Below are 23459 nucleotides of genomic sequence, written 5' to 3' on the forward strand. Positions count from 1 at the left end.
CGCCAGAGGCTCCTTCTTTGCGTGCAGGGACATTATGGTCGGCGCGCAGGGGCGTCAACAGGCAATTGCACCAATTTTCTATCTCCGAACTCCGATTTTGCGACATTTTGTTGCGCAGATTGACGCATGCCGGGAACTTCCGGCAATTTGTGGTGGAAATCCGCCGGTTGAACGGGATTTGAACTGGTCGGAATGCGTCAACGGAATGTCCGAAACGGGCATGATCGGTGGTTGTGTCTGCGCCACGCTGTGGGGGACGGAACCAACTGCGAGGCTCATCATGCTGCACGATCTGGTGGATTTGGGGCGCTATCCGATAGATTGTCCGGGGTCTCATGCCTATGACCGGATGATCGACGACATTCAGCGCGAGTTGGAGCAGGATGGATGCGCCGTTTTGCCGGGGTTTGTACATCAGGACGGGCTGAATCTGCTGGTGCAGGAGGCGGACGCCGTCGCGCCGCAGGCGCATCGCTCGTTCAATCGCACCAACGCCTATTTCACAAAAGACGACCCCCGGTTTGGCATCGGCCACCCGATCCGGCGCTTTTATGATCGGTCAAACGCGTTTGTCCCGGCTGACAATTTCCCGAAATCCAGCCCGCTGCGCCGGATTTACGAGTTTGACGGCTTCCTGCCGTTCATACGCGCCGCATTGGATGAACCTGAGGACAGGTTCTTTCGCTATGACGACCCGCTGGCGGATGTGATTATCAATTTAGTGGAAGAGGGGCAGGGCTTTCCCTGGCATTTCGACACCAACAATTTCACCGTCACTCTTGCCATTCAGAACGGGGAACAGGGCGGGGCGTTTGAGTATGCGCCGAACCTGCGCACCGCAGAGGATGAGAATTTCAATGCGGTCGCTTCGGTTCTGGATGGCGATATGTCCCGTGTCTGTCAGCTGGAACTTCAACCGGGCGATCTTCAGATATTCAAAGGGCGGTATTCACTGCACCGGGTTGCGCCGGTTTCCGGGGCGCGGCGTCGCTATGTGGGGATTTTTTCCTTTGTCGAGGCCGAAGGGATGTGCGGTGGGATCGAGCGGACGCGGCAGCTATATGGCCGCGTTCTGCCGCACCATTACGAACGGGAAGGGACGCGCAAAGATCAACTGCTGGATTGATACGGCCCAGCGTGTAGGATGGAGCTGTTTCTTGCGGAGGCCGGAATGTCCAACATCCTGCAACTCACGCCATTTGTACTGTGCGCGTCGCTGGACGCACAGATCGCGTTCTACTGCACGCGGCTGGGATTTGAATGCAACTTCAGGCAGGACAATTACGCGTTTTTGAAGAACGGCCCGATTGCCATTCGGCTGTTGGAATGCCCGCCGCGCGAAGATGGCAAACCCTTGGGGGACAATCAGTCTTATTATATCGACGTTCAGGACATTGACGCGCTGTATGAAAGCCTGAAAGACGGGCTAAGCGATCTGCCCGAGGGGCGTGTGCGTCCACCATTTGACCAGCCGTATTTGCAACGGGAATTCCACGTCATCGATGAGGACGGAACGCTGATCTTCTTTGGTGAGGATATTCGGCCAAGGGAGTAAGCCTCCCGTCCATCGTCGCAGCACCTGCGGCGCATCTCCTCTGGTTGGGCCGGGCAGCGCGTGCCGCGCTGCGGCTGCGTCAGTAGCCGACGCCAGTGCCCTGCAAGACACCGTGTTCCAGCGCATAGCGGGTCAGGCCCGCCGTGGACGAGATGCCCAGCTTGCGTTTGATGTTCTTGCGGTGGGTTTCAACGGTGCGGACCGAGATATCCAGCGCAAGCGCGACCTCTTTGTTCGATTTGCCCTGCGCCAGTTCCAGCAGAATGGTCTGTTCGCGGCCCGTCAATGCCTCGCGCGTGCTGTCGCCCTTGGGTTTCAGCGATCCGCTTGCGCCGGTGCACAGGTATTGCTGACCCTGCATCACGGCGTCGATGGCCTGTTTGATCTCATCGGTGGGGACGTCTTTGAGGATATACCCCTTGGCCCCGTGGCTGAGTGCGGTTGAGATATATTCGGGGCTGTCATGCATCGACAGGATCAGGATACGGGTTTCGGGCAGGCGTTCGAGGATGATCTCGGTCGCGCTCAGGCCGCCGAGGCCGGGCATGTTCAGATCCATCAGGATCACGTCGGGGGCCAGCCCGACCGCCTGATCCACCGCCGCCTGACCGCTGCCCAATGTGCCGACCACCTCGATCTCATCATAGCTTTCCAGGATCGACTGGATGCCTTCGGCCACCATCGGGTGATCGTCGACGATGAGAACTCGGATTGTCATGTACCGGCCTTTCGGTTCGGGGTTGCGTCTTCCTGCGGCGGCAGCAGGCGGCTGAGCGGCAGGCTGGCCTCGATCGCCGTGCCCCCGCGCGGGCCGCGTGATGACAGAATACGCAGCGATCCGTCAAGCTGTTCGATGCGTTCCTGCATATTGCGCAGCCCGATCCCGGTGGTGATCTGGCCCGGTTCCGTCCGCAACCCGCGCCCGTTATCGGTGATCCGCATGGTCGCGCCCTTCTTGTGGCCACGCAGATCGATTGTAACACGGGTTGCATCCGCGTGGCGTTCGATATTGGTCAGCGCCTCTTGCGCAATACGGTAGAGGGCGATCTTGCTGTCATGGTCCAGCCGGTTGCGGAACACGACGGTCGAGAACTCGGTCTCGATTCCGGTGCGGTCGCGGAAATCATCGGTCAGGGCCTTCAATGCAGGGCCGAGGCCCAAATCGTCCAGCACGCCGGGGCGCAGGTCGCGGCTGATGCGCCGGACCTCGGTAATGGCAGTCCCGAGGTGATCGATGCCCTTGTCCAGCGGGTCCTGAGCGCCCGCATCATCGCCGCGCGACAGGCGGCGGCGGGCATTGTCCAAAGCGTAGCGCACGCCGACGAGGATCTGGCTGATACCGTCATGCAATTCACGCGCCACCCGGCCACGTTCTTCTTCCTGCGCATCAAAGACGCGCTGAGTCAGTTCCTTCAGCTTGGCATCGGCCAACCGCCGCTCGCGGATATTCAGAAGCATGCCCGAGGCAAAGACGATCAGCACAGCAGCCAGAACGATGCCGCCGATATACATGAAGGTGCGCTGAACCCGCGCCTCGACCTCGGCGCGGGCATTGGCGACGGTGGCCACGATATCGTCGATGAAGACGCCGGTGCCCACAGCCCAACGCCAATCCTGCAAGCCCACCACGTAGGCGATCATCTGCGCCTCTTCCCCGGTCGAGGGCTTTTGCCACATGAAGCTGTGCCAACCGGCCCCCTGACGGGCCAGAGTGATGAATTCGTCGACAATCGGGGTGCCGTCACTGTCGGTCAGCCCTTCCCAATTGCGGTTGATGAATTGGGTCTGGCGCGGGCTGACCAGATTGGTGCCATCGTAATCGTAGACGAAAAAGAACCCGTCCTGCCCGTAGATCATGGCGGACAGGATCTGAGTGACTAGGGTTTTGGCGACATCATCATCCGGTTCGGCGCGACCGTAGATATAGGCAAACCCGTTGCGTGCCTGGGTGACGTAATTCTTCAACTCTTCCTTCTTGGCCTGGATCAGGCTGCGCTCCAGCGCTTGGATCTCGCGCTCGGCGGTGGCACGGGCCTGATAGGCGACCAGTATGGCAATCGCGGCAACGGCAACGACCAGAGGGATGGCCGCAACCAAAGACAGTTTCTGCGCATAGGTCAGCGAAACCAGATTTCTAAGTCTTTGCATGGTCGAATCGATACGCAAGCGGCGGCAAAAATGCAAAAAGATTGAACAATTCGGGCTTAAAAGGGCTGAAAAGACACGATTGGGCTGGAGTTTCACAGGGATTAACCCGCGAAAAAGGGTCAGAAATCCGGTTTTCTACGCAGTAGTAGGTATTCCCTTTCACATCTTCGGCATTACGCTCCGGCCTATTGAATGCGACAGGCCCGGAACTGTCCGGGTTACGACTATAAAGGGGAGGAACACTTATATGGATCGTCGTTCATTTCTGAAAAAATCCGCTCTGGGCGGATCGGCTGCTGCGGCAACGGCACTGGCGGCTCCGGCCTATGCGCAGGGTCAGCGGACCCTGACCATGGTAACCTCGTGGGGCCGTGGCCTTGCGGGCGTGTTCGACAGCGCACAGCGCTGCGCCGACAGCATCAACGCGATGTCGGACGGCAGCCTGAACGTTGAAATCAAAGCTGCGGGCGAGCTGGTTGGCGCGTTTGAAGTGTTTGACGCCGTTTCGTCGGGTCAGGCCGATATGTACCACGCGGCGGACTACTACTTTGTGGGCCAGCATCCGGGTTATGCCTTCTTCACCGCTGTTCCGTTCGGCATGACCGCGCAGGAACTGGTGAACTGGTACTATCACGATGGCGGCATGGAGCTGCATGACGAGCTGGGCTCGATCTTCGGCCTGAAATCCTTCCTGGCTGGCAACACCGGCGCGCAGGCAGGTGGCTGGTACTCGAAAGAGATCAACGGCCCCGAAGACTTCCAGGGTCTGAAATTCCGTATGCCGGGTCTGGGTGGACAGGCGCTGGGCAAGCTGGGTGCATCGGTTCAGAACATTCCGGGTTCGGAAGTGTATCAGGCGCTGTCCTCGGGCGCGATTGACGGGACCGAGTGGATCGGTCCGTGGGCCGACGAAAAGGCCGGTTTCCAGGAAATCACCAAGACCTACTACACCGCAGGCTTCCACGAGCCGGGCGCGGGTCTGTCGCTGGCTACCAACCGCGACGTGTTCGACGAACTGACACCGGCGCAACAGAAGATCATCGAGATCGCAGCCGCCGAAGCGCACCAGTGGAACCTGGCGCAGTTCCTGGCCAATAACGGTGCAGCCCTGCAGCGTCTGCAGTCGGGCGGCGTTAAGGTCATGGAATTCCCGGATGCCGTTTGGGACGCCTTCGGTCAGGCCAGCCAAGAGGTTCTGGACGAAAACATGGGCGACGAGCTGTTCAAGCGAATCCACGACAGCGCCATGGAGTCGATGGCAGCATCGTCGGCGTGGAACAACCTGTCGTCGGGTGTCTATACCTCGCAGCGCGACCGCGTTCGCGGCTAAACGCCAGTCATCAGACTAAACGGTTTCCCCGCCTGCGTGGGGAAACCTTTCCTGTTGCATATGCGCGGACCCATCATGCCGCTATAATCAGCGATGCAACTGACGCGACCCGGGGACAACATGCAGGACGATAACGGTATCTCGTTTTTCGGCGCCCTGTGGAATGGACTGATCTGGTTCATTCAGAACATTGCCGAAGCCTTCTATAATTTCGGATATGCGGTCACGCATCCGCAGCTGTGGCTGAACTGGTCCGACAAAGAAGCGATCATGCGCTTTGTCTATTACGGCGGCTCGGTCGAGTTCTTCTTTGTGGTCTTCACCCTGTTTCTGGTGCTGACGGCCATTGGCCTCTACTACCGAAACTTCATGTGGGGCATGGTGCGCGGCCTCGAAGGGTTTGCGAACACAACCGGGCGCTTCTTTGCCTGGGCGGGTTTGCTGATGGTGATCCAGCAGATCGTAATCGTCTTCATGCAACGGGTGTTTGCGCGGCCCGATATGTCTTTTGGTCTGGGTATCCCTTTTAGTCAGGATATCAGTTGGTTCGCGGAAGAACTTAAACTTTATAACGCCATGGTCGTTTGCCTGTGCTGCACCTATACATTCGTTCAGGGCGGGCATGTGCGGGTTGACCTGATCTATGCGGGTATCAGCCACCGGGCCAAGCGCGTGGTCGATATGTGTGGCGCGGTGCTGTTCATGATGCCGATGGCAGTGCTGACATGGATGTATGGCTGGTACTTCATGTGGCGGCACCTGATCGTGCCGAAACCATCGGCCAGTGACACGCTGGATCGCCTCGTGGCCAAGTCACGCGCCCTGCGCTGGAACGTGGAAACCATCGGGTTCAGTCCCAACGGGTTCAACGGCTACTTCCTGTTCAAAATCCTGCTCGTTCTATTTGCGGGCATGGTGTTCCTGCACGCGGTCGCGTTCCTGTGGCGGTCGTATCTTGAATACGTGGAAGGCCCGGAAAGCGCCGGAAAATACCTCGACAAGGACAGCCTTGGCGAGGGTGAAGAAGCCTATGAAGGCGCACATTAAGGACGGAGACCAAGACAATGCTATTCGGACTTGATGGCGTCGAGATAGGCCTCATTATCGTATTCTTCTGCCTCTTCGGAGGTATCCTGTCCGGGTTCCCGGTGGCCTTTGCCATCGGCGGGGCCGGGGTTATCTCATTCGGTATCATCGCCGCGCTGGACAGCGCCGGGCTGCTGATCCATCAGGCAATCGATACCAGCTCGCAAATGTACCGCGATCTGGTCGCAACGGGGGTGAAACCGGATTCGGTCTCGGTGTTCCGATACCCTGACTTGCCGAGGATAGGAGAACCGGTTTTCCCTGCAGGCTGGGAAACCGCGCTGGATCGCAACGTGTCCTTCATCGTGAACCGCATGAACGAACGTGTTCTGGCCGGTCAGTCGATTGAGACGCTGCTGGCCGTGCTGATGTTCGTTCTGATGGGCATCACACTGGAACGCTCGAAGATCGCAAACGATCTGCTGACCACAATGGCCCGTGTGTTCGGCCCGTTGCCGGGTGGTCTGGCGGTGTCTATCGTGGTTGTGGGTGCGTTTCTGGCCGCCTCGACCGGTATTGTCGGAGCGACCGTGGTGACCATGGGCTTGCTGGCCCTGCCGACCATGTTGCGGAATAACTACTCGCCCGAATTGGCAACCGGTGTCATCGCGGCCTCGGGGACGCTGGGGCAAATCATTCCGCCCTCGATTGTGATCGTTCTTCTGGGGACTCTGGCGGGTGATCTTTATTCGACCGCGCAGGAAACCCGCGCGGTTGAGGCCGGATGTACCGATGCGCTGACCTATCTGGGCGAGCCTGCGGTGGTCTCGGTCGGAACCCTGTTCCAGGCGGCGCTGCTGCCCGGGATCATGCTGGCCTTGCTCTATGCGCTTTATGCCTTTGGCTACGCGTTGCTGAACCCCGACAAGGCCCCCGCGGTGGAACTGACCGGCGGCTCGGGCGAGGCGATCACGCGGTCCGAAGGTCTGACATGGTTGCTGGGTGCACCGGCTGCGATCATTATTGGAGCGATCCTGTTGGGCAGTGCCGGGGTGATCGGCAGCCAGAATATCTCGGTCTCGGCCTTCTCGGATGTGGGGCAGGGCGCATCACTGCGCACGAACGTGTCCGAAGAGTGTAAAGCGTCGATGATCGACCTGCACGGTCAAGCGGCCTGGGATCAGGCGGTGGCCGAGCAGGAAGAGATCGACGCCGCCGGTGGCATCGCCAATGCCGAACGTCTGAGCGAAGAGGAACTGGCCGCCGCCCGCGAGGCCAAGTTCGCCAGCGCCGCGCCCATCGGCACTGGTGTCGCGATTGTCGTGGTTCTGCTGGCGCTGACCCTGGTTCTGGGTCGGGGCATCGCCCCGTCGCGTTCGCCGCAGCCTTTGATCGTGGGGGCGATTGGCCTTCTGTTGATGTTGCTGGTCGATATTCTGTTTATCGCGCCGACAACCTCATCCGGGCTGACCTTTGTTCTGCTGGCCATACCCTTTGCCATCGCGATTTACGGGTGCAGAGAGGCCGCCGCGCGCTGTGCGACAAACGATCTGATCCGGGTGGTGTTCCCGCCGCTGGTTCTGATCATCGCCGTGCTGGGTTCGATCCTGGGCGGTATCACCAACCCCACACCCGCTGCGGCGCTGGGGGCGGGTGGTGCGATCATGCTGGCAGCCTATCGCAAGCTGCAGGATCAGGAGCGGTCAGGCAGCGTGATCATCTGGTCAACCTTTGCAGTGATCATCTGCCTGCTGATGGGCGTGAATTTCGATCTGCGCATCTCTCAGGGGAATGTGCCGGTCGAAACCTGGATCGCGTTTATTCTGGCTTATGCGGCATACCTTTATGCTCTGTTTGGTCTGATCTTTGGTTGCTGGGTCTTGTTCTCCAGCGGGGTTCTGAGCCCGGTGGTGCGGGAAACGGCCAAAGTGACCTCGATGGTGTTCACCATCCTGATCGGGTCGCAGTTGCTGAACCTTGTGGTGATTTCCTTCGGGGGCGAACACTATATCCAGCAATTCCTCAAGAGCTTTGACAACGAGTTCACGGTCTTCCTGATTGTGATGCTGGTGCTGTTCATTCTGGGTTTTGTGCTGGATTTCCTTGAGATCATCTACATCGTGATCCCCATCGTGGGCCCGGTGATCTATGGCGGGTCGTTTGATCCGAAATGGGTGACGATCATGGTGGCGGTGAACCTGCAGACCTCGTTCCTGACGCCGCCGTTCGGGTTCGCGCTATTCTACCTGCGCGGGGTTGCGCCGAAAGAGGTGACGACGGGCCATATCTATCGTGGTGTGGTGCCGTTTGTGATCATTCAGGTGGTGGGGATTGCGATCCTGTGGTCCTTCCCGGCGATTGTGACTATTGTGCCGGATTTGATCCCGAATTGATCTGATTGGGTGATCAAATTGAAAAAGGGGGCCTGCTGGCCCCCTTTTGCTTGTTTGTTTGGCGTTAAGGGGCCAGCCCCTTCTTGGCCTGCGGCCAATTCAACCCCGAGATATTTTTGGCCAGATGAAGAATGGATCAGGTGAACTGGATCAGGTCCCAGCGATTGCCGAACGGGTCGCGCCAGACGGCGACCGAGCCATAGGGTTCATGGCGCGGCTCTTCTTCGAAGGTGACGCCTTTGCCTTGCATGTTCGTGTGGTCGCGTTCGAAGTCATCGGTTTGCAGGAAGAAACCGACCCGGCCGCCCGTTTGGTTGCCGATGGCGGCGCTTTGATCCGGGCCGTCGGCTTTGGCCAGCAGCAGGGAGGCACCGTCAGAGCCGGGAGGTGTGACAAGGACCCAGCGTTTACCGCCGCCGAGGTCGATATCCTGTGTCAGGGCGAAGTCCAGCGTTTCAGTGTAGAATTCGATTGCAGCATCATACTCCGGCACCACAAGGGTGACGGCGTGCAGGGTTTGTTTCATGTTGGGTCAGCCTTTGGTGGGGTGGCGGTCTGGCAGTTGGATATTCGCCACCTGTTCGGCAATGGGTGCCGAGGACAGAGGGTGATGAGACTCGTCCGAGAAGGTGTCGGGGTTCCGGATCTTCTGCCATTGCCCCTGCACATAGGCTTCGAGCCCTGAGAACTTGGCCTTGTACCCCATTTTCGGACTGCCGGGCACCCAGTAACCCAGGTAGATATAGGGCAGGCCGGCCTCGCGCGCGATTTCGATATGGTCGAGTATCATGTAGGTGCCCAGAGAGTTCTGAGGCTGCAGCGGATCATAGAAGGAATAGACCATGCTCAGCCCGTCATCGAGCACATCGGTCAGGCTGACGGCAATCAGGTTGCCGGTTTCGGGGTCGGCATATTCCACAACGCGGCTGCGGATCGGGGTTTCCTCGATCATCGCGGCGAATTCGAAGACGTCCATATCGGCCATGCCCCCATCGGCGTGGCGGGTATCGAGGTAGCGGCGGAACAGTTCGTATTGTTCGTCCGTGGCCCAGGGCGATGTGGCGCGGCGTTGCAGGTAAGAGTTGCGTTTTGCCGCGCGTTTCTGGCTTTTGGTCGGGCGAAAGGCGGCAACGTCGATCCGGGCCGACAGGCAGGCCGCGCAATCTGTGCAGGACGGGCGATAGAGCACGTTTTGCGACCGGCGAAATCCTTGTTGTGACAGGGAATTGTTCAGCTGGTCTGCGCCTTCGCCTTGCAGGGCGGTAAAAAGCTTACGTTCCATCCTGCCCTCAAGATAAGGGCAGGGCTGGGGGGCCGTCACATAGAATTGTGGCGCAATTGGCAGCGTGTGTCGCATGAAGGTCCCATGTAGCCTCGGACCGGATGATAGCAACGGTTTTTGATGCCGCCAAGTGATTCACGCGAAGGCTGTTCAGGCCCGCTGATTGATCATGACTGTGCCCAGGAAGGCATCGGTCAGGCCCTGACAACGGGCGCTGGTCAGCATCATGATGATCGAGATGATCTGGACCACGAAAAACGCCATGCTGATGAAGTATCCGGCGGTATGGGCCACGGCTTTGCCCATATCCATACGCTCGCCGAAGGAATCGCGCAGCTCGATCCCCATGAAGCGCATGCCCAGAGTGGCCGAGCCGTTCGAAATGGTGATCACTCGGTAGACAAAGCTGATGACTGCATAAATCAGCGGCAGGAAGAACAGCCCCGCGCCAAATGTCAGGAAGACGGGCACGATGCACAGCAGTGAGATAAAGGCGATGTCGAACAGCCACGCGACAAAGCGTTTGGTCGCGACGGATCGGTAAAATTCGGGCTGGCGATCAGGATCGGGCAGGTGGGTCATGTATAACTGTCTCAGAGATAAGGTCGTGTCACCCTGTCCCGAAAATTCGGGACAGGGCAAGGGGCTTTAGGCAGGTTCGCCTTTGCCTTCGTCTTCGGTGTTCTCGCGGGCGCGTTCATCCATGAACTGGTCGAACTCGGCCTTGTCCTTGGCTTCACGCAGGCGATGCAGGAAGGCCTCGAAATCCTGCTGTTCGCGTTCCAGCCGTGCCAGAGTGTCTGCCTTGTAGGCGTCGAACGCGCTGTTGCCGGAAGGTTTCATGGCGCTCATATGGCTGTGCCAGGATTTGCGGCGGCTGCAGGACTTGCTGAACATGCGTTTGCTCCAGATCATATAGGCCAGAAGGGCCAGGCCCAGGGGCCAGAAGAAGATGAAACCAAGGACCATGGCGGCGATCCAGGCGCCTTTGCCTTTGTCGTCCATCCAGGCCTCGGTGCGGTGAAGCCATCCCGGGTTTGCAGGGGCGGCGGGTTCGGACAATGCGGTCATGTGGTCTCTCCAGGGTTTGATGTAAATTCCTTTCACATTGTCTAGATGGGGAGGTTCTGACCGGTTGCAAGGGCTCGATGTGAAAAAGATTTACATTTTGTGGATCGGTTGACGGCAGAGGGCTTCGCGCGCAGGGTGCAGGCATGACTGTAGAAATCGAAACCGCCCCTTCGCTTGCTGATATTCTGAAGCTTGAAACGCAGGTCTGGGCCGCATTGGTCAATGGTGATGCCAGCGCCGACAGGGCACTGCTGAGCGCTGATTTTCTGGGTGTTTATCCCTCTGGCTTTGCCAATCGCGACGACCATGTGGGTCAGTTCGCAGATGCACCGACAATGGCCGAGTTCAAGCTGAGCCAGGAAAAGCTGCGGGTTCTGACGCCTGACGTTGTGCTGTTGTCCTATAGGGCGGATTACCTGCGCCCTGACGCCACCGAATGGGGCGCGATGCTGATTTCCTCCCTATGGGAGCGTCGGCATGGGGTTTGGGTCAACAGCTTTAGCCAGGACACTCCGGTTCAGGACCTGTGATGCGTTTGCCCCATTGACCTTGCCCTGCGGCGATGCGCAGGGTCCGGGTATGAATAATAGCCTGTCCATCAATCGTCTGCCGCGTGCGTTTGATCCCTCGCTGGGGGATGAAACGCGCGCTTTGATCCCGGATCTGAGTGCTGAGCAAGGCGATCTGATCGCCGGGACGGCTGGATCAAGCCCCTATCTGAAAGGTCTGATCGAGCAAGAAAGAGAGTGGTTGCCAAACGCGCTGCACCATCCGGATGAGGCGCTGGAAGAGGTTATGGCAACGGCTCGTGCGCTTGCGCCTGACCAGCTTAAACCGGGCCTGAGACTTGCCAAGCGCCGCATGGCAGTGCTGACCGCTTTGGCCGACATCGCGGGCGCATGGCCGTTGGAAAAGGTGACCGCTGCGCTGACCGATTTCGGAGCTTTGGCGGCGGATGTGGCGGCCAAGGCCGAGATTGCCACCCTGATTCGGCGCAACAAACTGCCCGGCATGACCGAGGATGACGTCGAAACCGCCGCCGGTATGGTCATTCTGGCGATGGGTAAGATGGGTGCGCATGAGCTTAATTACAGCTCGGACATCGATCTGATCATTTTGTTTGACGAGACGCGGTTTGATCCGGATGACTTTTATGAAGCCCGGCAGGGGATGGTGCGGGCCACCCGCAATTTCTGCGCCACGCTTAGCGACAAGACGGCGGATGGCTATGTGTTCCGCACCGATTTGCGGTTGCGGCCCGATCCGGCGGTGACTCCGGTCTGCATGGCGATGGAAGCGGCCGAGCGGTACTACGAAAGCCTGGGCCGGACGTGGGAGCGTGCAGCCTATATCAAGGCGCGCGCCTGTGCGGGCGACATTGAAGCCGGGCAGCGGTTTCTGGAAACGCTGCGCCCCTTTGTCTGGCGTCGGCATCTGGATTTCGCCGCCATTCAGGACGCCCATGACATGCGCCTGCGTATTCGTGAGAACAAAGGGACGGGCGGCAGCCTCTCGATCCCGGGCCACGACATGAAGCTGGGGCAGGGCGGGATACGCGAGATCGAGTTCTTCACCCAGACCCGCCAGTTGATCGCCGGGGGACGCGACCCGGATCTTCGCGTGCGTGGAACGGTGCCCGGACTGGCAGCCTTGGCCGCAAAGGGCTGGGTGCCGGAAGACGTCGCTGAAAAGCTGACCGATCACTATCGCGCCCATCGCGAGGTCGAACATCGCATCCAGATGATCCATGACGCTCAGACCCATAAGGTGCCGAAATCTGCGGACGGCATCGAACGCGTCGCCTGCCTGATGGGGACCACCAGCGCGGACCTGACCGCTGACCTGACCCGCCGCCTGAGCGAAGTGCATGAGCTGACCGAAGGGTTCTTTGCGCCCGGACCCGGGGCGTCTCCGACACCGGAACAAGAGGTCACGTTTGACAAGAGCATTCTGGCCCGATGGGCGACCTATCCGGCGCTGCGCTCACAACGGGGCAGGCGGATCTTTGACCGGCTCCGGCCTGAGCTTTTGTCGCGCCTCGCCAAGACGGCCAAGCCCGAAGAGGCGCTTTTGGCGCTGGACGGGTTTCTGGCCGGTCTGCCCGCTGGCGTGCAGCTATTTTCCCTGTTCGAGGCCAACCCCCAACTGATTGATCTGCTGATCGACATTGTGGGCACGTCGCATGCATTGGCCTCGCACCTGTCGCGCAATGCGTCCGTGTTCGATGCCGTGATCGGTGGCAGTTTCTTTGCCGACTGGCCGGGGCAAGCGGCGTTGCAGGCGGAACTGGCGCAGGCGCTGGAGGACGAGGCAGACTACGAGACCCAGCTTGATCTGGCGCGGCGCTGGTGCAAGGAGTGGCATTTCCGTGTCGGTGTGCACCACTTGCGTGGGTTGATCGACGGCGCGCAAGCTGGTCGCCAATACGCCGATCTGGCGCAGGCGGTCATCGCGGCGATCCTGCCTCATGTGGCCGACAATTTCGCCCGCAAACACGGACCTGCACCGGGGCGCGGTGCGGCGGTTCTGGGCATGGGATCGCTGGGCGCAGGGCGGATCAATTCACAATCCGATCTGGACATGATCGTGATCTATGACCCGCTGGATCAGGATATGTCCGATGGCCCGCGTCCGCTGGCAACGCGCACATACTATGCCCGTTTCACGCAGGCGCTGATCACGGCGCTGTCGGCCCCGATGTCTCAGGGCCGCCTCTACGAGGTCGATATGCGCCTGCGCCCCTCGGGCAATCAAGGGCCGGTCGCCACCAGTTGGGCCAGCTTCACCCATTACCAGCAAGAGGAAGCATGGGTCTGGGAACACCTCGCCCTGACGCGCGCCCATGTGGTCGCGGGCGATGCCGGTCTGGCAAGTGATATTGAAACTTTCCGGGCCGAATTCCTGTCGCACCCGCGTGCGGCCGACAAGGTGCTGCAAGAAGTGGCCGAGATGCGCACCCGTCTGGCCGCCGCAAAAGCACCTGCTGGCGTTTGGGACGCCAAAAACGGCCCCGGCCGGATGATGGATATCGAGTTGATGGCCGAAACCGGCGCATTGCTGGCGGGCATCGCGGAGCGGGATGTCCGCTCGGGCCTCGACGGTGCAGTCGCTGCCGGTTTGCTGGATGTCGCGCAGGCACAAACGCTCAAGGACAGTTACGATCTATGCTGGTCGGTGCAATGCGCGGCGCGGCTGCTTTCGGGCAAGGTGATCGAAGCGGACGACATTGGCGAGGGCGGAACCGCTTTCCTGTGCCGGGCCACAGGGTTCGATCAGGTCGATGCGCTGCAAGCCGCGCTGCAAGACAGTTACACATCCGCCGCCGCGATCATCGGCAGCGTAATCAAAGAGGGCGAAGATGGCGCGCAGCACTGATCCCAACGACCCCAAGGGCCTGATCCGCGAGGCGTATAACATCGAAGGTATCGCCCTGCCGGAATGCCGCAGCATCTTCCTAGACTGGGCGCTGAGCCTGCCGGACGGGTTGGATCAGAAACAGGCGCTGGCCACCTTGCACGCCGCCTATGCCGCGCAGGAGGCCGATCACCCGATGACACAGGTGCTGGCAGAGGGGCTGCAATCCGCGCAGGCCCCGAAACGACGCGGCGGCTGGCGTTCACGCCCGCGCTAAGGGGTTTTCCTTCGCTCTGTTCGCGACTATGAGGCGGTCATGACCCAAACCGCCGACCGCCCCCGTATCCGCCTGAAACCCAAAGCCAATGCGCGCGGTCTGCGCCACGGGTTCCCGTGGGTCTACGCCAATGACATCGTCACCGACCGCCGCACCCGTAAAATCCCCGCCGGGGCACTGGCTGTGCTCGAAGATGACAAACGCGCGCCAATTGCCTTGGTGGCCGTCAACCCCGAGTCCAAAATCATGTGCCGCGTGCTGGATCGCGACCTCGACGCCGAGTTGAACGCGGATTGGTTCGAAACCCGCCTGCGCCGCGCGCTTGACATGCGCGAGCGTCTGTTCGACGCGCCATATTACCGCCTGATCCACGCCGAGGCCGACGGCTTTCCCGGTGTGATCATCGACCGCTTCGGCGATGCCTGTGTGATCCAGCCCAACGCCGCCTGGGCCGAGGCACATCTGGACACGCTCACCGACGCGTTGGTTAAGGTGACCGGAGTGACGACCGTCCTTAAAAACGCCACAGGCCGCACTCGCGGGCTCGAAGGGTTGGATGACGAGAACCAAACCCTGCGCGGCGCAGCCCCCCAAGCGCCACTGCCGGTGCCGATGAATGGCGCAACTTATATGGCCGACCTGACCGGCGGCCAGAAAACCGGCCTGTTCTACGATCAGCGCCCGAACCATGCCTTTGCTGCCCGACTGGTTCATCCCGGCGCACAGGTGCTGGATGTGTTCAGCCATGTGGGCGGCTTTGGCCTCGCCATGCTGGCCGGAGGGGCCGCGCAAGCTACCTGCGTCGATGGCTCTGCCGCCGCTTTGGACCTGGCAAGCGAAGGGGCCGAGGCCACGGGCTGCTCGGATCGCTTCCAGACCCGCCAGGGCGACGCTTTCGACGTACTGACCCAGTTGGGCGAGGAGGGCGCGCAATTCGACGTTGTCATCTGCGACCCGCCCGCCTTTGCACCTTCGAAACAGGCGCTGGATGCGGGGCTGCGCGCCTATGAGCGCATCGCGCGTCTGGCCGCGCCGCTGGTCAAGCCCGGTGGCTATCTGGGCCTCTGCTCCTGCTCACACGCCGCCGATCTTGGACGCTTCCGCGACGCCTCATCGCGCGGGATTGGCCGGGCCGGACGCCAAGCGCAACTGATCCACACAGGTTTCGCAGGCCCCGACCACCCGCAACTGCCGCAACTGGCCGAAAGCGGCTATCTCAAAGCCGTGTTCTACCGGCTGTGAAGGCGGTTCTGGACACCTGCGTCATCTACCCCACGGTGATGCGAGAGATGCTGCTGGGTGCCGCCAAACTCGGCCACTTCACACCGATCTGGTCGGCCCGCATCCTAGAGGAATGGGCCCGCGCGGCCCGCAAACTCGGCCCCGAGGGCGAGGCCCAGGCCCGCGCCGAAATCGCCCTGACTCAGGTGCAATGGCCAAAAGCCGAACGCGCGCCCGCACCGGGGCTCGAACAGCGCCTGTGGCTGCCTGACCCGGCAGATATCCACGTTCTGGCAACTGCCATTGACGCCTCAGCCGACCTTATCGTCACGGTCAACGCCAGGGATTTCCCAAAAAATATCCTTGCGGAAGAGGGGCTTGACCGCCGCGACCCCGACACTCTGCTTCACAGCTTCTGGCAAACCGACCCCGACGGCATGACCAATACCGCCACCCAAATCCTGGCCGAAGCCAACCGCCTGTCCGGCGACCAATGGACCTTGCGCGCGCTGATGAAAAAAGCCCGCCTGCCGCGTCTGGGCAAAGCACTCACTCAATAGGCGGGATCCCACTTCATCTGGCTGAAAATATCTCGGAGAGCCGCCATTGGTGCGCCATTGGTTCGAGCGCCAATGGCGGCGAGGCTGGCCTCTCGCTACGCCCCCTTCAGCCACCCGCCCAACGCTGCTCAAGCGCCTCCAACGCCGCAATCCGCTCACCCGTCTTCGGATGGCTCATGAGCCAGGCAGGCACCATTCCAGCCCTCTGCTGCGTCAGATCTTCCAGCTTGTGAAACAGGGATTTCTGCGGCTCGATCCCGATCCCGGCCTTGGTCAGCAAAGCAGCGGCGTATTCGTCAGCCTCATACTCATCCTGCCGCGACAGGCGCGAGGCCAGCAGTGAGGTCAGCGCATTGGCGATCATCGCGCCGACAAACGGAATGAACCGGTTCAGCACCAGGATCAGCGCCGTGCGCAAGGCGTTCTGTCCCGAGAAATCGATCATCCGACGCCGCGCATGACCCAAGGCCACATGCCCCAGCTCATGCGCAATCACGCTGGCCATTTCCTCGGCCGAGACCTCACCGTTCCGGAACTTGCGATAAAACCCGCGCGTGATGAAAATCCGCCCATCCGGCGCGGCCAGACCGTTCACCGGATCAATCTCATAAATATAAACCGGCACCCGCGCGATATCCAAAGCGGCGGCCAGCCGATCGGTCATCCGCTTCAACGCCGGATCAGCCAGCTCGGTCGACTTCTGGTCCAACTCACGATGGGTGCGCCAGACGGAAATCCGGTACATCACAAGGCCATAAGCAATGGCGAGAAGGATCGGGGTGAAACGCAACATGGGGTAGATATGGTAGCGTGAGGCTTTGGGGGCAAACAAAAAGTTTAGATTCTGCTGTGCGCAACGAAGCGGATAAACGGTTATTTTGCTGCCTTTGCGCCAATACCCGATCTGCCAAAACAGCTTCTTACTTCGGCCACCATCGAAGCATTCGCTCTGGCTGTGTTTGAAGGGTGCGTATATGCTGGCCAGTATGACCGTCGAACCAAGACTGGATATTATTGGCGCAGCTTTGGCCGATCCCAGCCGATCGCGAATTCTTTGCGAGTTGATGGATGGCCGCGCTTTCACCAACAAGGAGTTGGCCTGTGCGGCACGCGTCAGCCCGCAGACGGCAAGTGGTCATCTAAAGCAGCTCGAACATGCAGGCCTGACCGCTTCACTACGTAGCGGAAGACATATCTATCACCGGATCGCCAATGCAGAAGTCGCCGCAATTCTGGAAGGGCTGGCCCAGCTTTCTCCCACCGAGCATTTGTCGCGTCCCGGTCAGCTTGGCACGGACACTCTTCTGTCACGCAGTTGCTACAACCACATCGCGGGCAGGATGGGTGTTTTGATGACAGATCGCTTGATCGCGCTCAATGTGCTGAAAGTACACAATGACACTCTCTCAGCCGGTCCGCGCTATCGAAGCTTCCTCGATGATATCGGCATCCAGAGTCCAATCGGTGGTACGGGCAAGCCTCCGGCGAAGCTCTGCCTCGACTGGACGGAGAGGCGGCATCACATTTCGGGCCCGCTGGCAACTGGGATCATGAATAGATTTCTGGAAGCAGGGTGGTTGGAGCGCCGCACTGGCAGTCGAGCTTTGAACATCACCGATGAAGGGTGGAATGCGCTTAAGCGCCAGTTCGGTATAACCCAACCGGATATCGATCTCTTCAATCCAGTCTGATACTTCGGTCGTTAACGAACTGTCTTTTCTGCCGGTGACACCGATCCCGGTTATTCCGACTGCACATCAGTTGGAGGCAACAATGGCACTACCCACGTTCGACAATGATAGATTCGTATCCGAAGAGGGGCTGCGGATTATTGTTCAGGTACCCGATACACATGCACAAAGGATCGTGGATGCGGTTCTGATCGAGGACAGGCTGAAATACGGAGATTATGATTCCGTGACATACAAGACCACGTTGGGAACCCAGCAGTTCAGGTCACTGGGGAGCGGTCGCAATGCTGCTACTGAGAAGGCAGTCGAAGTGCCCTGCGTGGAAGTCTCGTTTTTCTTAGGCGGTGAGGAAGCCAAATCCGTGGACGTTCTGAAGGCCATTTATGCATCTCACCCCTACGAAGAACCGGTTGTGTACGTGGGCCAGTATCTCCGGACGCTTCACATTCGCGGCGTAGACGAAGACAATCCCAACAGGTTTTGGAACAGCGATGCCGAAGACTGGGTGCCCGAAGAACACCGGTAGCGGTTGCAAAAGCCGCCGTTCTTTCAAAGCGTAAAGTCGGTCGAATAGGGCTTAAAGCGGGCAGCGCAGCTACCGCGTCAGGTCCCGCATGCCCTGTTCCAGCCCGGCCAGCGTCATGGGCACCATCCGGTTCTCGAAAATCTCGCGGACCATGCCGATGGAATGGGTGTATTCCCAGTACTTCTCGGGCACCGGGTTGATCCACAGGTTAGAACTCCACTGTTCCCGCGCGCGCTCCAGCCAGACTTGCCCGGCCTCCTGGTTCCAGTGTTCGTTGGCACCGCCGGGATAGGCGATTTCGTAGGGACTCATCGAGGCGTCGCCCACGAAGATGCACTTGTAGTCGGGGCCGTAGGTGCGCAGAACCTCATGGGTTGGGGTCTGTTGATCCCAGCGGCGGCGGTTGTCGCGCCAGACGCCTTCGTACAGGCAATTGTGGAAGTAGTAGTATTCCAGATGCTTGAATTCGGTCCGCGCGGCTGAAAACAATTCCTCAACCACCTTGATATGCGGGTCCATTGAACCGCCGACGTCCAGAAACAGCAGCACCTTGACAGCATTATGGCGCTCGGGCCGGGTTTTGACGTCCAGATAGCCGTGTTCAGCCGTGGCGCGGATGGTGCCGTCCAGGTCCAGTTCTTCAACCGCGCCCTCGCGTGCCCAACGGCGCAGGCGTTTCAGGGCCACCTTGATATTGCGCGTGCCCAGTTCAACTGTGTCGTCCAAGTTTCTGAATTCACGCTTGTCCCAGACTTTCACGGCACGCTGATGGCGGCTTTCCTTCTGGCCGATGCGCACGCCTTCGGGGTTATAGCCGTAAGCCCCGAACGGAGAGGTCCCGGCGGTGCCGATCCACTTGTTGCCGCCCTGATGGCGGCCTTGCTGTTCCTGCAAACGCTCGCGCAGCGTCTCCATCAGCTTGTCGAACCCGCCAAGCGCCTCGATCTCGGCCATTTCCTCATCGCTCAGATGTTTCTCGGCCATTTTGGCCAGCCAGTCGGCGGGGATGTCGACGGCATCCAGCACCTGATCAAAGCTGATCTCGCCCAGCCCTTCGAAACTGGCGGCAAAGGCGCGGTCGAACTTGTCGATGTTGCGCTCGTCCTTCACCATCGAGACACGGGCGAGGTAGTAGAACGCCTCGACATCATAGGTGGCCAGACCCTTCTTCATGCCTTCCAGAAAGGTCAGATATTCGCGCAGGGATACGGGGATGCCTGCTTTGCGAAGGTTTTCGAAGAAGGGCAGGAACATGGGCTACCCCACAAACCGCACAAGGATCAGCGACAGGATCAGGCCCACCAGGGCAAAGGCAATGCCATAGCCTGCCGCGTATTGCGCCATATCCGCAGCGTTGCCGTTGCGCTTGCGTGCGCTCAAAACGCCCAGGATTGCACCCAAAACAGCCATTCCCAGTACTACGAGCATTCGTTTGTCATCCGCTTGTATTGTTGTCCAAACGTCCAGCCGCGCCGCTTTCCACCAGCGACTGCACCACCAGATCCGAGCCAAACCCGTATCGCGCCCACCCCAGACTGTCCACCCTGACGGCGCGTGCCTGCTGCATCTGTCCGGCCTGCTTCAACGCCTCGGATTTCAGCAGTAGCAACGTCGCGAGGAGTGAGGCATTTTCGGCACGGGTCATCACATCAATGGCGCTGTCCAGCTGCGGCAGCACGTCCGGCCCGCGATCCTGTGCCAGGGCAAAGGCGGCGGTCTGGGTTGTGACGTGGGCGCGGTGCACCTCGGTTCCCGGTGTGGCGTTCAGGAACTGCATGGCGATCTGATATTGTTGCAACGCCGCTGCCGGATCGCGGAACTGGACCATGCGGCCCATCAGGTAATGCGGATAGGCGCGGCGATGGTCGGTCCATCCCAGTTGCCGACCGATTTCGGCGGCCCGTTGGGCGGCCCGCATTTGCCGGGGGGATCCGGGGCCGGGGCCGAGGGATTTGTTGATGGCGTCGATCCATTCGCGCGGTGTTTCGGTCAATGGCTGCACTGCCAGCCGATCGCCGCGCAGGTTCAGACGGCTCAGCACACCCGGGATCACCGCCTCGACCTGTTCGCGGGTCATGCCGGTGCGCAACTCGGGCGCATAGGCCGCCCGCAGGATCAGCATGTCGAACCCGGTCAGAACGGTGTGGATATTGTCGTCGTTGAACACCGAATCCGGCAGGTGATACAGGTCGTTCAACGGCCCCAGCGCTTGCGCCAGTTCTTCATGCAGGCAATCGCGCATTTCCTGAGGGCTGACATCGTAGGGGATGAAAATTCCCAATCGCTCGCGCTGGCGCAGTTCGGTCCAGCTGCTTTTGATTTTGCGCCGGTCGCGGCGGTATTCTTCCAGGCTGGAAGAGTTGGGCACCACGAAACAGGCCGCGTTTGGCAGGATGCGGTGAATGTCGCGCTGGCTGACGGCTTCGATAGTGATGTTGGCCTGACCCTCGGTGATCTGGCGAATATCGATCCGGGCTTCGCGTTGCAGCCGCGACAGAAGACTGGTCAGATCCCGCTGCATACTGGGCGTGGGCCTGCCGGTCAGACGGACCGTGACCGGCGTTTCGAACCGTGTGAACACCGGCAGTTTTGTGCCGCCTTCCAGTGCGAAATGCAGATCGACAAAGTCCGAAGCGATGTTGGTGTTCGACCGCGCCGGAGGGGTAGGGCGCGCCGTTGAAAACGTCTTGGCCGGGGGCAGTGACCGTTCGACAACTTTCACGCTGTCCGGCAGCTCGATCCGTTCGACGGATGCGCAGGCGGAAAGCACCAGTGCCGCAGCAAGCGCGCCCCAACGGATCATGAGCGATTGTACCTGATAAAGGGCGTCAGCGTGCCGATCCGGTCATATAGCTTTCGCGCCGTGTGGTTGAAATCCTGCGTTAGCCAGTAGACCGACGGCGCGCCTTGTCGGTCAGCCTCATCGTACACCGCTTCGATCAGGGCGCGCCCGACCCCGGTTCCGCGTGCCTCGGGCCGGGCAAACAGGTCCTGCAGGTAGCACACCTTTTCAACCTTCCAAGCGTGGCGGTGGAACAGATAATGCGTCAGGCCGACAAGCCTGCCATCCTGTTCCGCGACAAAGCACGAGAAATCCTGCGGATCATCGCCTAACAGGCGCTCAAACGTAGTGTCGTAGACCTCATCCGGGACGGAGGTTTCATAGAACGCCAGATAGGCGTGCCACATCTCGGCCCATTGATCCCTGTCCTCAGCCGTGAGGGGGCGAATTTTCGGTGCGTTGGCCAAGCGATGCGTCCTGTTCCTGAGATAAGCTTAGGTCTTTCGATGCTGACATCCACCCCGTCGCAAGGCAAGCCGCGTTCACAGCCTGTTCAAAGGCAATTTAGCGCTTGCTGCGCGCCATAAAGGCCAGACGCTCGAACAGATGCACGTCCTGCTCGTTCTTCAGCAGCGCCCCGTGCAGCTTGGGCAGGGCATTGGCCCCATCGCGTTTCAGATCCTCGGCGGTCAGATCCTCGGCCAGCAGCAGCTTGAGCCAGTCGAGCACTTCCGAGGTCGAGGGCTTTTTCTTCAGCCCCTGCGTCTCGCGGATTTCGTAGAACTGCGTCAGGGCGGTGGTCAGCAGCGCATCCTTGATGCCGGGGTGGTGCACCTCGACAATGCGGCGCATCGTGGCCTCGTCCGGGAAGCGGATATAGTGGAAGAAACAGCGGCGCAGGAAGGCGTCGGGCAGTTCCTTTTCGTTGTTTGAGGTGATGATGACGATGGGACGGTTCTGGGCCCGGATGGTCTCGCCGGTCTCGTAGACATGGAACTCCATCTTATCGAGTTCCTGCAGCAGGTCGTTGGGAAATTCGATATCGGCCTTGTCGATCTCATCAATCAGCAGCACGACCTTTTCGTCCGCCTCGAACGCCTGCCACAGTTTACCCTTGCGGATATAGTTCGCGACGTCATGCACGCGCTCTTCGCCCAACTGGCTGTCGCGCAACCGGCTGACGGCATCGTATTCGTAAAGACCCTGCTGCGCGCGGGTGGTGGACTTCACGTTCCACTCGATCATTTTCAGACCCAACGCACCAGCCACCTGTTTGGCCAGCTCGGTTTTGCCGGTGCCGGGTTCCCCCTTGACCAACAGGGGGCGTTCCAGCGTGACGGCGGCGTTCACGGCGATATTCAGGTCGTCTGTGGCAACATATTCGGCTGTGCCTTGGAAACGTGCGGTCATGGGCCCCTCATGTGGTAGCGCGCGGATGCGGGCGATCTGGGTTCCGGGTTACAGAGGGGTGGGGTTTTTGACAACCCGGGTCGCTGCGTCGATTCAGCGGAAAATCGCAACGACTCCAAACCCTTTTACGTGATTCGCAGGTCCCCCGTTGTGCCGCCGGTTGAAACTTGCCTCAAAAAAACCTGCGTATGACCACTGAAAAACAACGTTTTGTTGTTTCAAGTCTCATATTTAGACAGCCTAGCGACCCGGCGCGCTGGTCCTACGTTTGTGTAGTGACAATCGTGTGCCCGTCGGATAAACGCTGCGCAGAAGGGGGTGCCAAATGTCAGGTGATACTACCGCTACCGACGTTTCAGGCCATACCGAGGGAGCAAATATGAAGCAGGAAGTTTTTCTGCCGGACGATTACCGCCCGGCCGAAGATGAACCTTTCATGAATGATCGGCAGCTTGAGTATTTTCGGCGCAAGCTGCTGGATTGGAAGACAGAATTACTCGCAGGCAGCCGCGACACGATCGAAGGGCTGCAAGACAACACCCGAAACATTCCCGATGTCGCCGATCGCGCAAGCGAGGAAACCGACCGTGCGCTGGAACTGCGCACCCGGGATCGTCAGCGCAAGCTGGTGGCCAAGATCGACTCGGCCCTGCGCCGGATCGACGAAGGCGAATACGGGTATTGCGAAAAGACAGGCGATCCGATCTCGCTGAAACGTCTGGATGCGCGTCCGATTGCAACCATGACGCTAGAGGCGCAGGAACGCCACGAGCGGCGCGAGAAGGTTCACCGCGACGATTGATCGCTGCGGAATCCACAAGAACACAAACGCC

Annotated in this window: 24 protein-coding genes and 1 pseudogene; 13 read left to right on the top strand and 12 right to left on the bottom strand. The window is 59.9% G+C overall.

Going from position 1 to position 23459, the window contains the following annotated elements; genetic code table 11:
- The first annotated feature begins 280 nt into the window (after positions 1-280).
- Both ACR0MO_RS01735 and ACR0MO_RS01740 read left to right on the top strand, forming a co-directional pair.
- Complete coding sequence (locus tag ACR0MO_RS01735; RefSeq protein ID WP_480889428.1) at positions 281-1126, top strand: HalD/BesD family halogenase; 846 nt, start codon at positions 281-283, stop codon at positions 1124-1126.
- Between the two features lie 45 nt (positions 1127-1171).
- Positions 1172-1555 carry a bleomycin resistance protein gene (locus ACR0MO_RS01740; protein ID WP_170621961.1) on the top strand — a complete coding sequence of 128 codons (384 nt, stop codon included), beginning with the start codon at positions 1172-1174 and terminating at the stop codon, positions 1553-1555.
- Between the two features lie 79 nt (positions 1556-1634).
- Here ACR0MO_RS01740 and ACR0MO_RS01745 read toward each other — a convergent pair whose 3' ends face one another.
- Entirely contained in the window at positions 1635-2273 is a 639-nt protein-coding gene (locus ACR0MO_RS01745) for a response regulator transcription factor (protein WP_170450005.1), read from the bottom strand.
- On the bottom strand, positions 2270-3703 hold the full coding sequence (locus tag ACR0MO_RS01750) for a cache domain-containing protein (RefSeq protein WP_170450008.1): 1434 nt from the start codon (positions 3701-3703) through the stop codon (positions 2270-2272). The genes ACR0MO_RS01745 and ACR0MO_RS01750 overlap by 4 nt, the downstream gene beginning before the upstream one ends.
- 247 nt (positions 3704-3950) lie before the next feature.
- On the opposite strand from ACR0MO_RS01750, the gene ACR0MO_RS01755 reads away from it, so the two are divergent.
- From ACR0MO_RS01755 to ACR0MO_RS01765, 3 genes are all read left to right on the top strand, one after another.
- Positions 3951-5033, top strand: a complete 1083-nt coding sequence (locus ACR0MO_RS01755; RefSeq protein WP_170450010.1) for a TRAP transporter substrate-binding protein DctP — start codon at positions 3951-3953, stop codon at positions 5031-5033.
- 120 nt (positions 5034-5153) lie between these two features.
- Positions 5154-6080, top strand: coding sequence for a TRAP transporter small permease subunit (locus tag ACR0MO_RS01760; RefSeq protein ID WP_170450012.1), 927 nt, complete (start codon positions 5154-5156; stop codon positions 6078-6080).
- Positions 6081-6097: 17 nt separating this feature from the next.
- Positions 6098-8452, top strand: a complete 2355-nt coding sequence (locus ACR0MO_RS01765) for a TRAP transporter large permease (RefSeq protein WP_480889432.1) — start codon at positions 6098-6100, stop codon at positions 8450-8452.
- Positions 8453-8588: 136 nt separating this feature from the next.
- Here the strand turns inward: ACR0MO_RS01765 and ACR0MO_RS01770 are convergent, their stop codons facing one another.
- The 4 genes from ACR0MO_RS01770 to ACR0MO_RS01785 form a co-directional block, all read right to left on the bottom strand.
- Positions 8589-8978, bottom strand: a complete 390-nt coding sequence (locus ACR0MO_RS01770; RefSeq protein ID WP_170450016.1) for a VOC family protein — start codon at positions 8976-8978, stop codon at positions 8589-8591.
- Between the two features lie 6 nt (positions 8979-8984).
- A complete protein-coding gene (locus tag ACR0MO_RS01775; protein ID WP_170450018.1) occupies positions 8985-9809 on the bottom strand; it encodes an arginyltransferase in 825 nt (274 codons plus the stop codon).
- Between the two features lie 75 nt (positions 9810-9884).
- On the bottom strand, positions 9885-10316 hold the full coding sequence (locus tag ACR0MO_RS01780) for an RDD family protein (RefSeq protein ID WP_170450020.1): 432 nt from the start codon (positions 10314-10316) through the stop codon (positions 9885-9887).
- A 66-nt stretch (positions 10317-10382) separates the two neighbouring features.
- On the bottom strand, positions 10383-10805 hold the full coding sequence (locus tag ACR0MO_RS01785; RefSeq protein ID WP_170450023.1) for a DUF2852 domain-containing protein: 423 nt from the start codon (positions 10803-10805) through the stop codon (positions 10383-10385).
- Between the two features lie 143 nt (positions 10806-10948).
- On the opposite strand from ACR0MO_RS01785, the gene ACR0MO_RS01790 reads away from it, so the two are divergent.
- The 5 genes from ACR0MO_RS01790 to ACR0MO_RS01810 are packed head-to-tail and all read left to right on the top strand — an operon-like array spanning position 10949 to position 16217.
- Positions 10949-11335 (top strand): nuclear transport factor 2 family protein, encoded by a 387-nt coding sequence (locus ACR0MO_RS01790; protein WP_170621959.1) that lies wholly within the window; start codon positions 10949-10951, stop codon positions 11333-11335.
- Positions 11336-11384: 49 nt separating this feature from the next.
- Positions 11385-14180, top strand: coding sequence for a [protein-PII] uridylyltransferase family protein (locus ACR0MO_RS01795; RefSeq protein ID WP_480889435.1), 2796 nt, complete (start codon positions 11385-11387; stop codon positions 14178-14180).
- Positions 14164-14436: a hypothetical protein gene (locus ACR0MO_RS01800; protein ID WP_170519229.1), complete on the top strand. Its 273-nt coding sequence runs from the start codon at positions 14164-14166 to the stop codon at positions 14434-14436. The genes ACR0MO_RS01795 and ACR0MO_RS01800 overlap by 17 nt, the downstream gene beginning before the upstream one ends.
- Before the next feature lie 39 nt (positions 14437-14475).
- Positions 14476-15678: an RSP_2647 family RNA methyltransferase gene (locus ACR0MO_RS01805; RefSeq protein WP_480889438.1), complete on the top strand. Its 1203-nt coding sequence runs from the start codon at positions 14476-14478 to the stop codon at positions 15676-15678.
- Positions 15675-16217: an RSP_2648 family PIN domain-containing protein gene (locus ACR0MO_RS01810; protein WP_480889440.1), complete on the top strand. Its 543-nt coding sequence runs from the start codon at positions 15675-15677 to the stop codon at positions 16215-16217. Before ACR0MO_RS01805 ends, ACR0MO_RS01810 begins: the two co-directional genes overlap by 4 nt.
- Before the next feature lie 106 nt (positions 16218-16323).
- Here the strand turns inward: ACR0MO_RS01810 and ACR0MO_RS01815 are convergent, their stop codons facing one another.
- Positions 16324-17010: a M48 family metallopeptidase gene (locus ACR0MO_RS01815; RefSeq protein WP_480582200.1), complete on the bottom strand. Its 687-nt coding sequence runs from the start codon at positions 17008-17010 to the stop codon at positions 16324-16326.
- A gap of 181 nt (positions 17011-17191) precedes the next feature.
- Between ACR0MO_RS01815 and ACR0MO_RS01820 the strand changes: the two genes are divergently transcribed.
- Positions 17192-17908: an ArsR/SmtB family transcription factor gene (locus ACR0MO_RS01820; protein ID WP_480626127.1), complete on the top strand. Its 717-nt coding sequence runs from the start codon at positions 17192-17194 to the stop codon at positions 17906-17908.
- 82 nt (positions 17909-17990) lie between these two features.
- Positions 17991-18434: a YqfO family protein gene (locus ACR0MO_RS01825; RefSeq protein WP_480889442.1), complete on the top strand. Its 444-nt coding sequence runs from the start codon at positions 17991-17993 to the stop codon at positions 18432-18434.
- Between the two features lie 69 nt (positions 18435-18503).
- Here ACR0MO_RS01825 and ACR0MO_RS01830 read toward each other — a convergent pair whose 3' ends face one another.
- The 5 genes and pseudogenes from ACR0MO_RS01830 to ACR0MO_RS01850 form a co-directional block, all read right to left on the bottom strand.
- Entirely contained in the window at positions 18504-19688 is a 1185-nt protein-coding gene (locus tag ACR0MO_RS01830; protein WP_480626126.1) for a vWA domain-containing protein, read from the bottom strand.
- Between the two features lie 3 nt (positions 19689-19691).
- Positions 19692-19862 (bottom strand): hypothetical protein, encoded by a 171-nt coding sequence (locus tag ACR0MO_RS01835; RefSeq protein ID WP_170519210.1) that lies wholly within the window; start codon positions 19860-19862, stop codon positions 19692-19694.
- Between the two features lie 7 nt (positions 19863-19869).
- On the bottom strand, positions 19870-21237 hold the full coding sequence (locus ACR0MO_RS01840) for a DUF2927 domain-containing protein (protein WP_480889444.1): 1368 nt from the start codon (positions 21235-21237) through the stop codon (positions 19870-19872).
- Positions 21234-21692 (bottom strand): annotated as a pseudogene (locus ACR0MO_RS01845) (N-acetyltransferase family protein); the annotation flags it as partial. The gene ACR0MO_RS01840 and the pseudogene ACR0MO_RS01845, both read right to left, overlap by 4 nt.
- Before the next feature lie 88 nt (positions 21693-21780).
- Positions 21781-22626, bottom strand: a complete 846-nt coding sequence (locus tag ACR0MO_RS01850; RefSeq protein ID WP_170450048.1) for an AAA family ATPase — start codon at positions 22624-22626, stop codon at positions 21781-21783.
- 379 nt (positions 22627-23005) lie between these two features.
- Between ACR0MO_RS01850 and dksA the strand changes: the two genes are divergently transcribed.
- On the top strand, positions 23006-23428 hold the full coding sequence (gene dksA / locus ACR0MO_RS01855; protein WP_170450050.1) for an RNA polymerase-binding protein DksA: 423 nt from the start codon (positions 23006-23008) through the stop codon (positions 23426-23428).
- Positions 23429-23459: the final 31 nt, after the last annotated feature.

It is taken from the genome of Ruegeria sp. K5, from assembly GCF_056531805.1.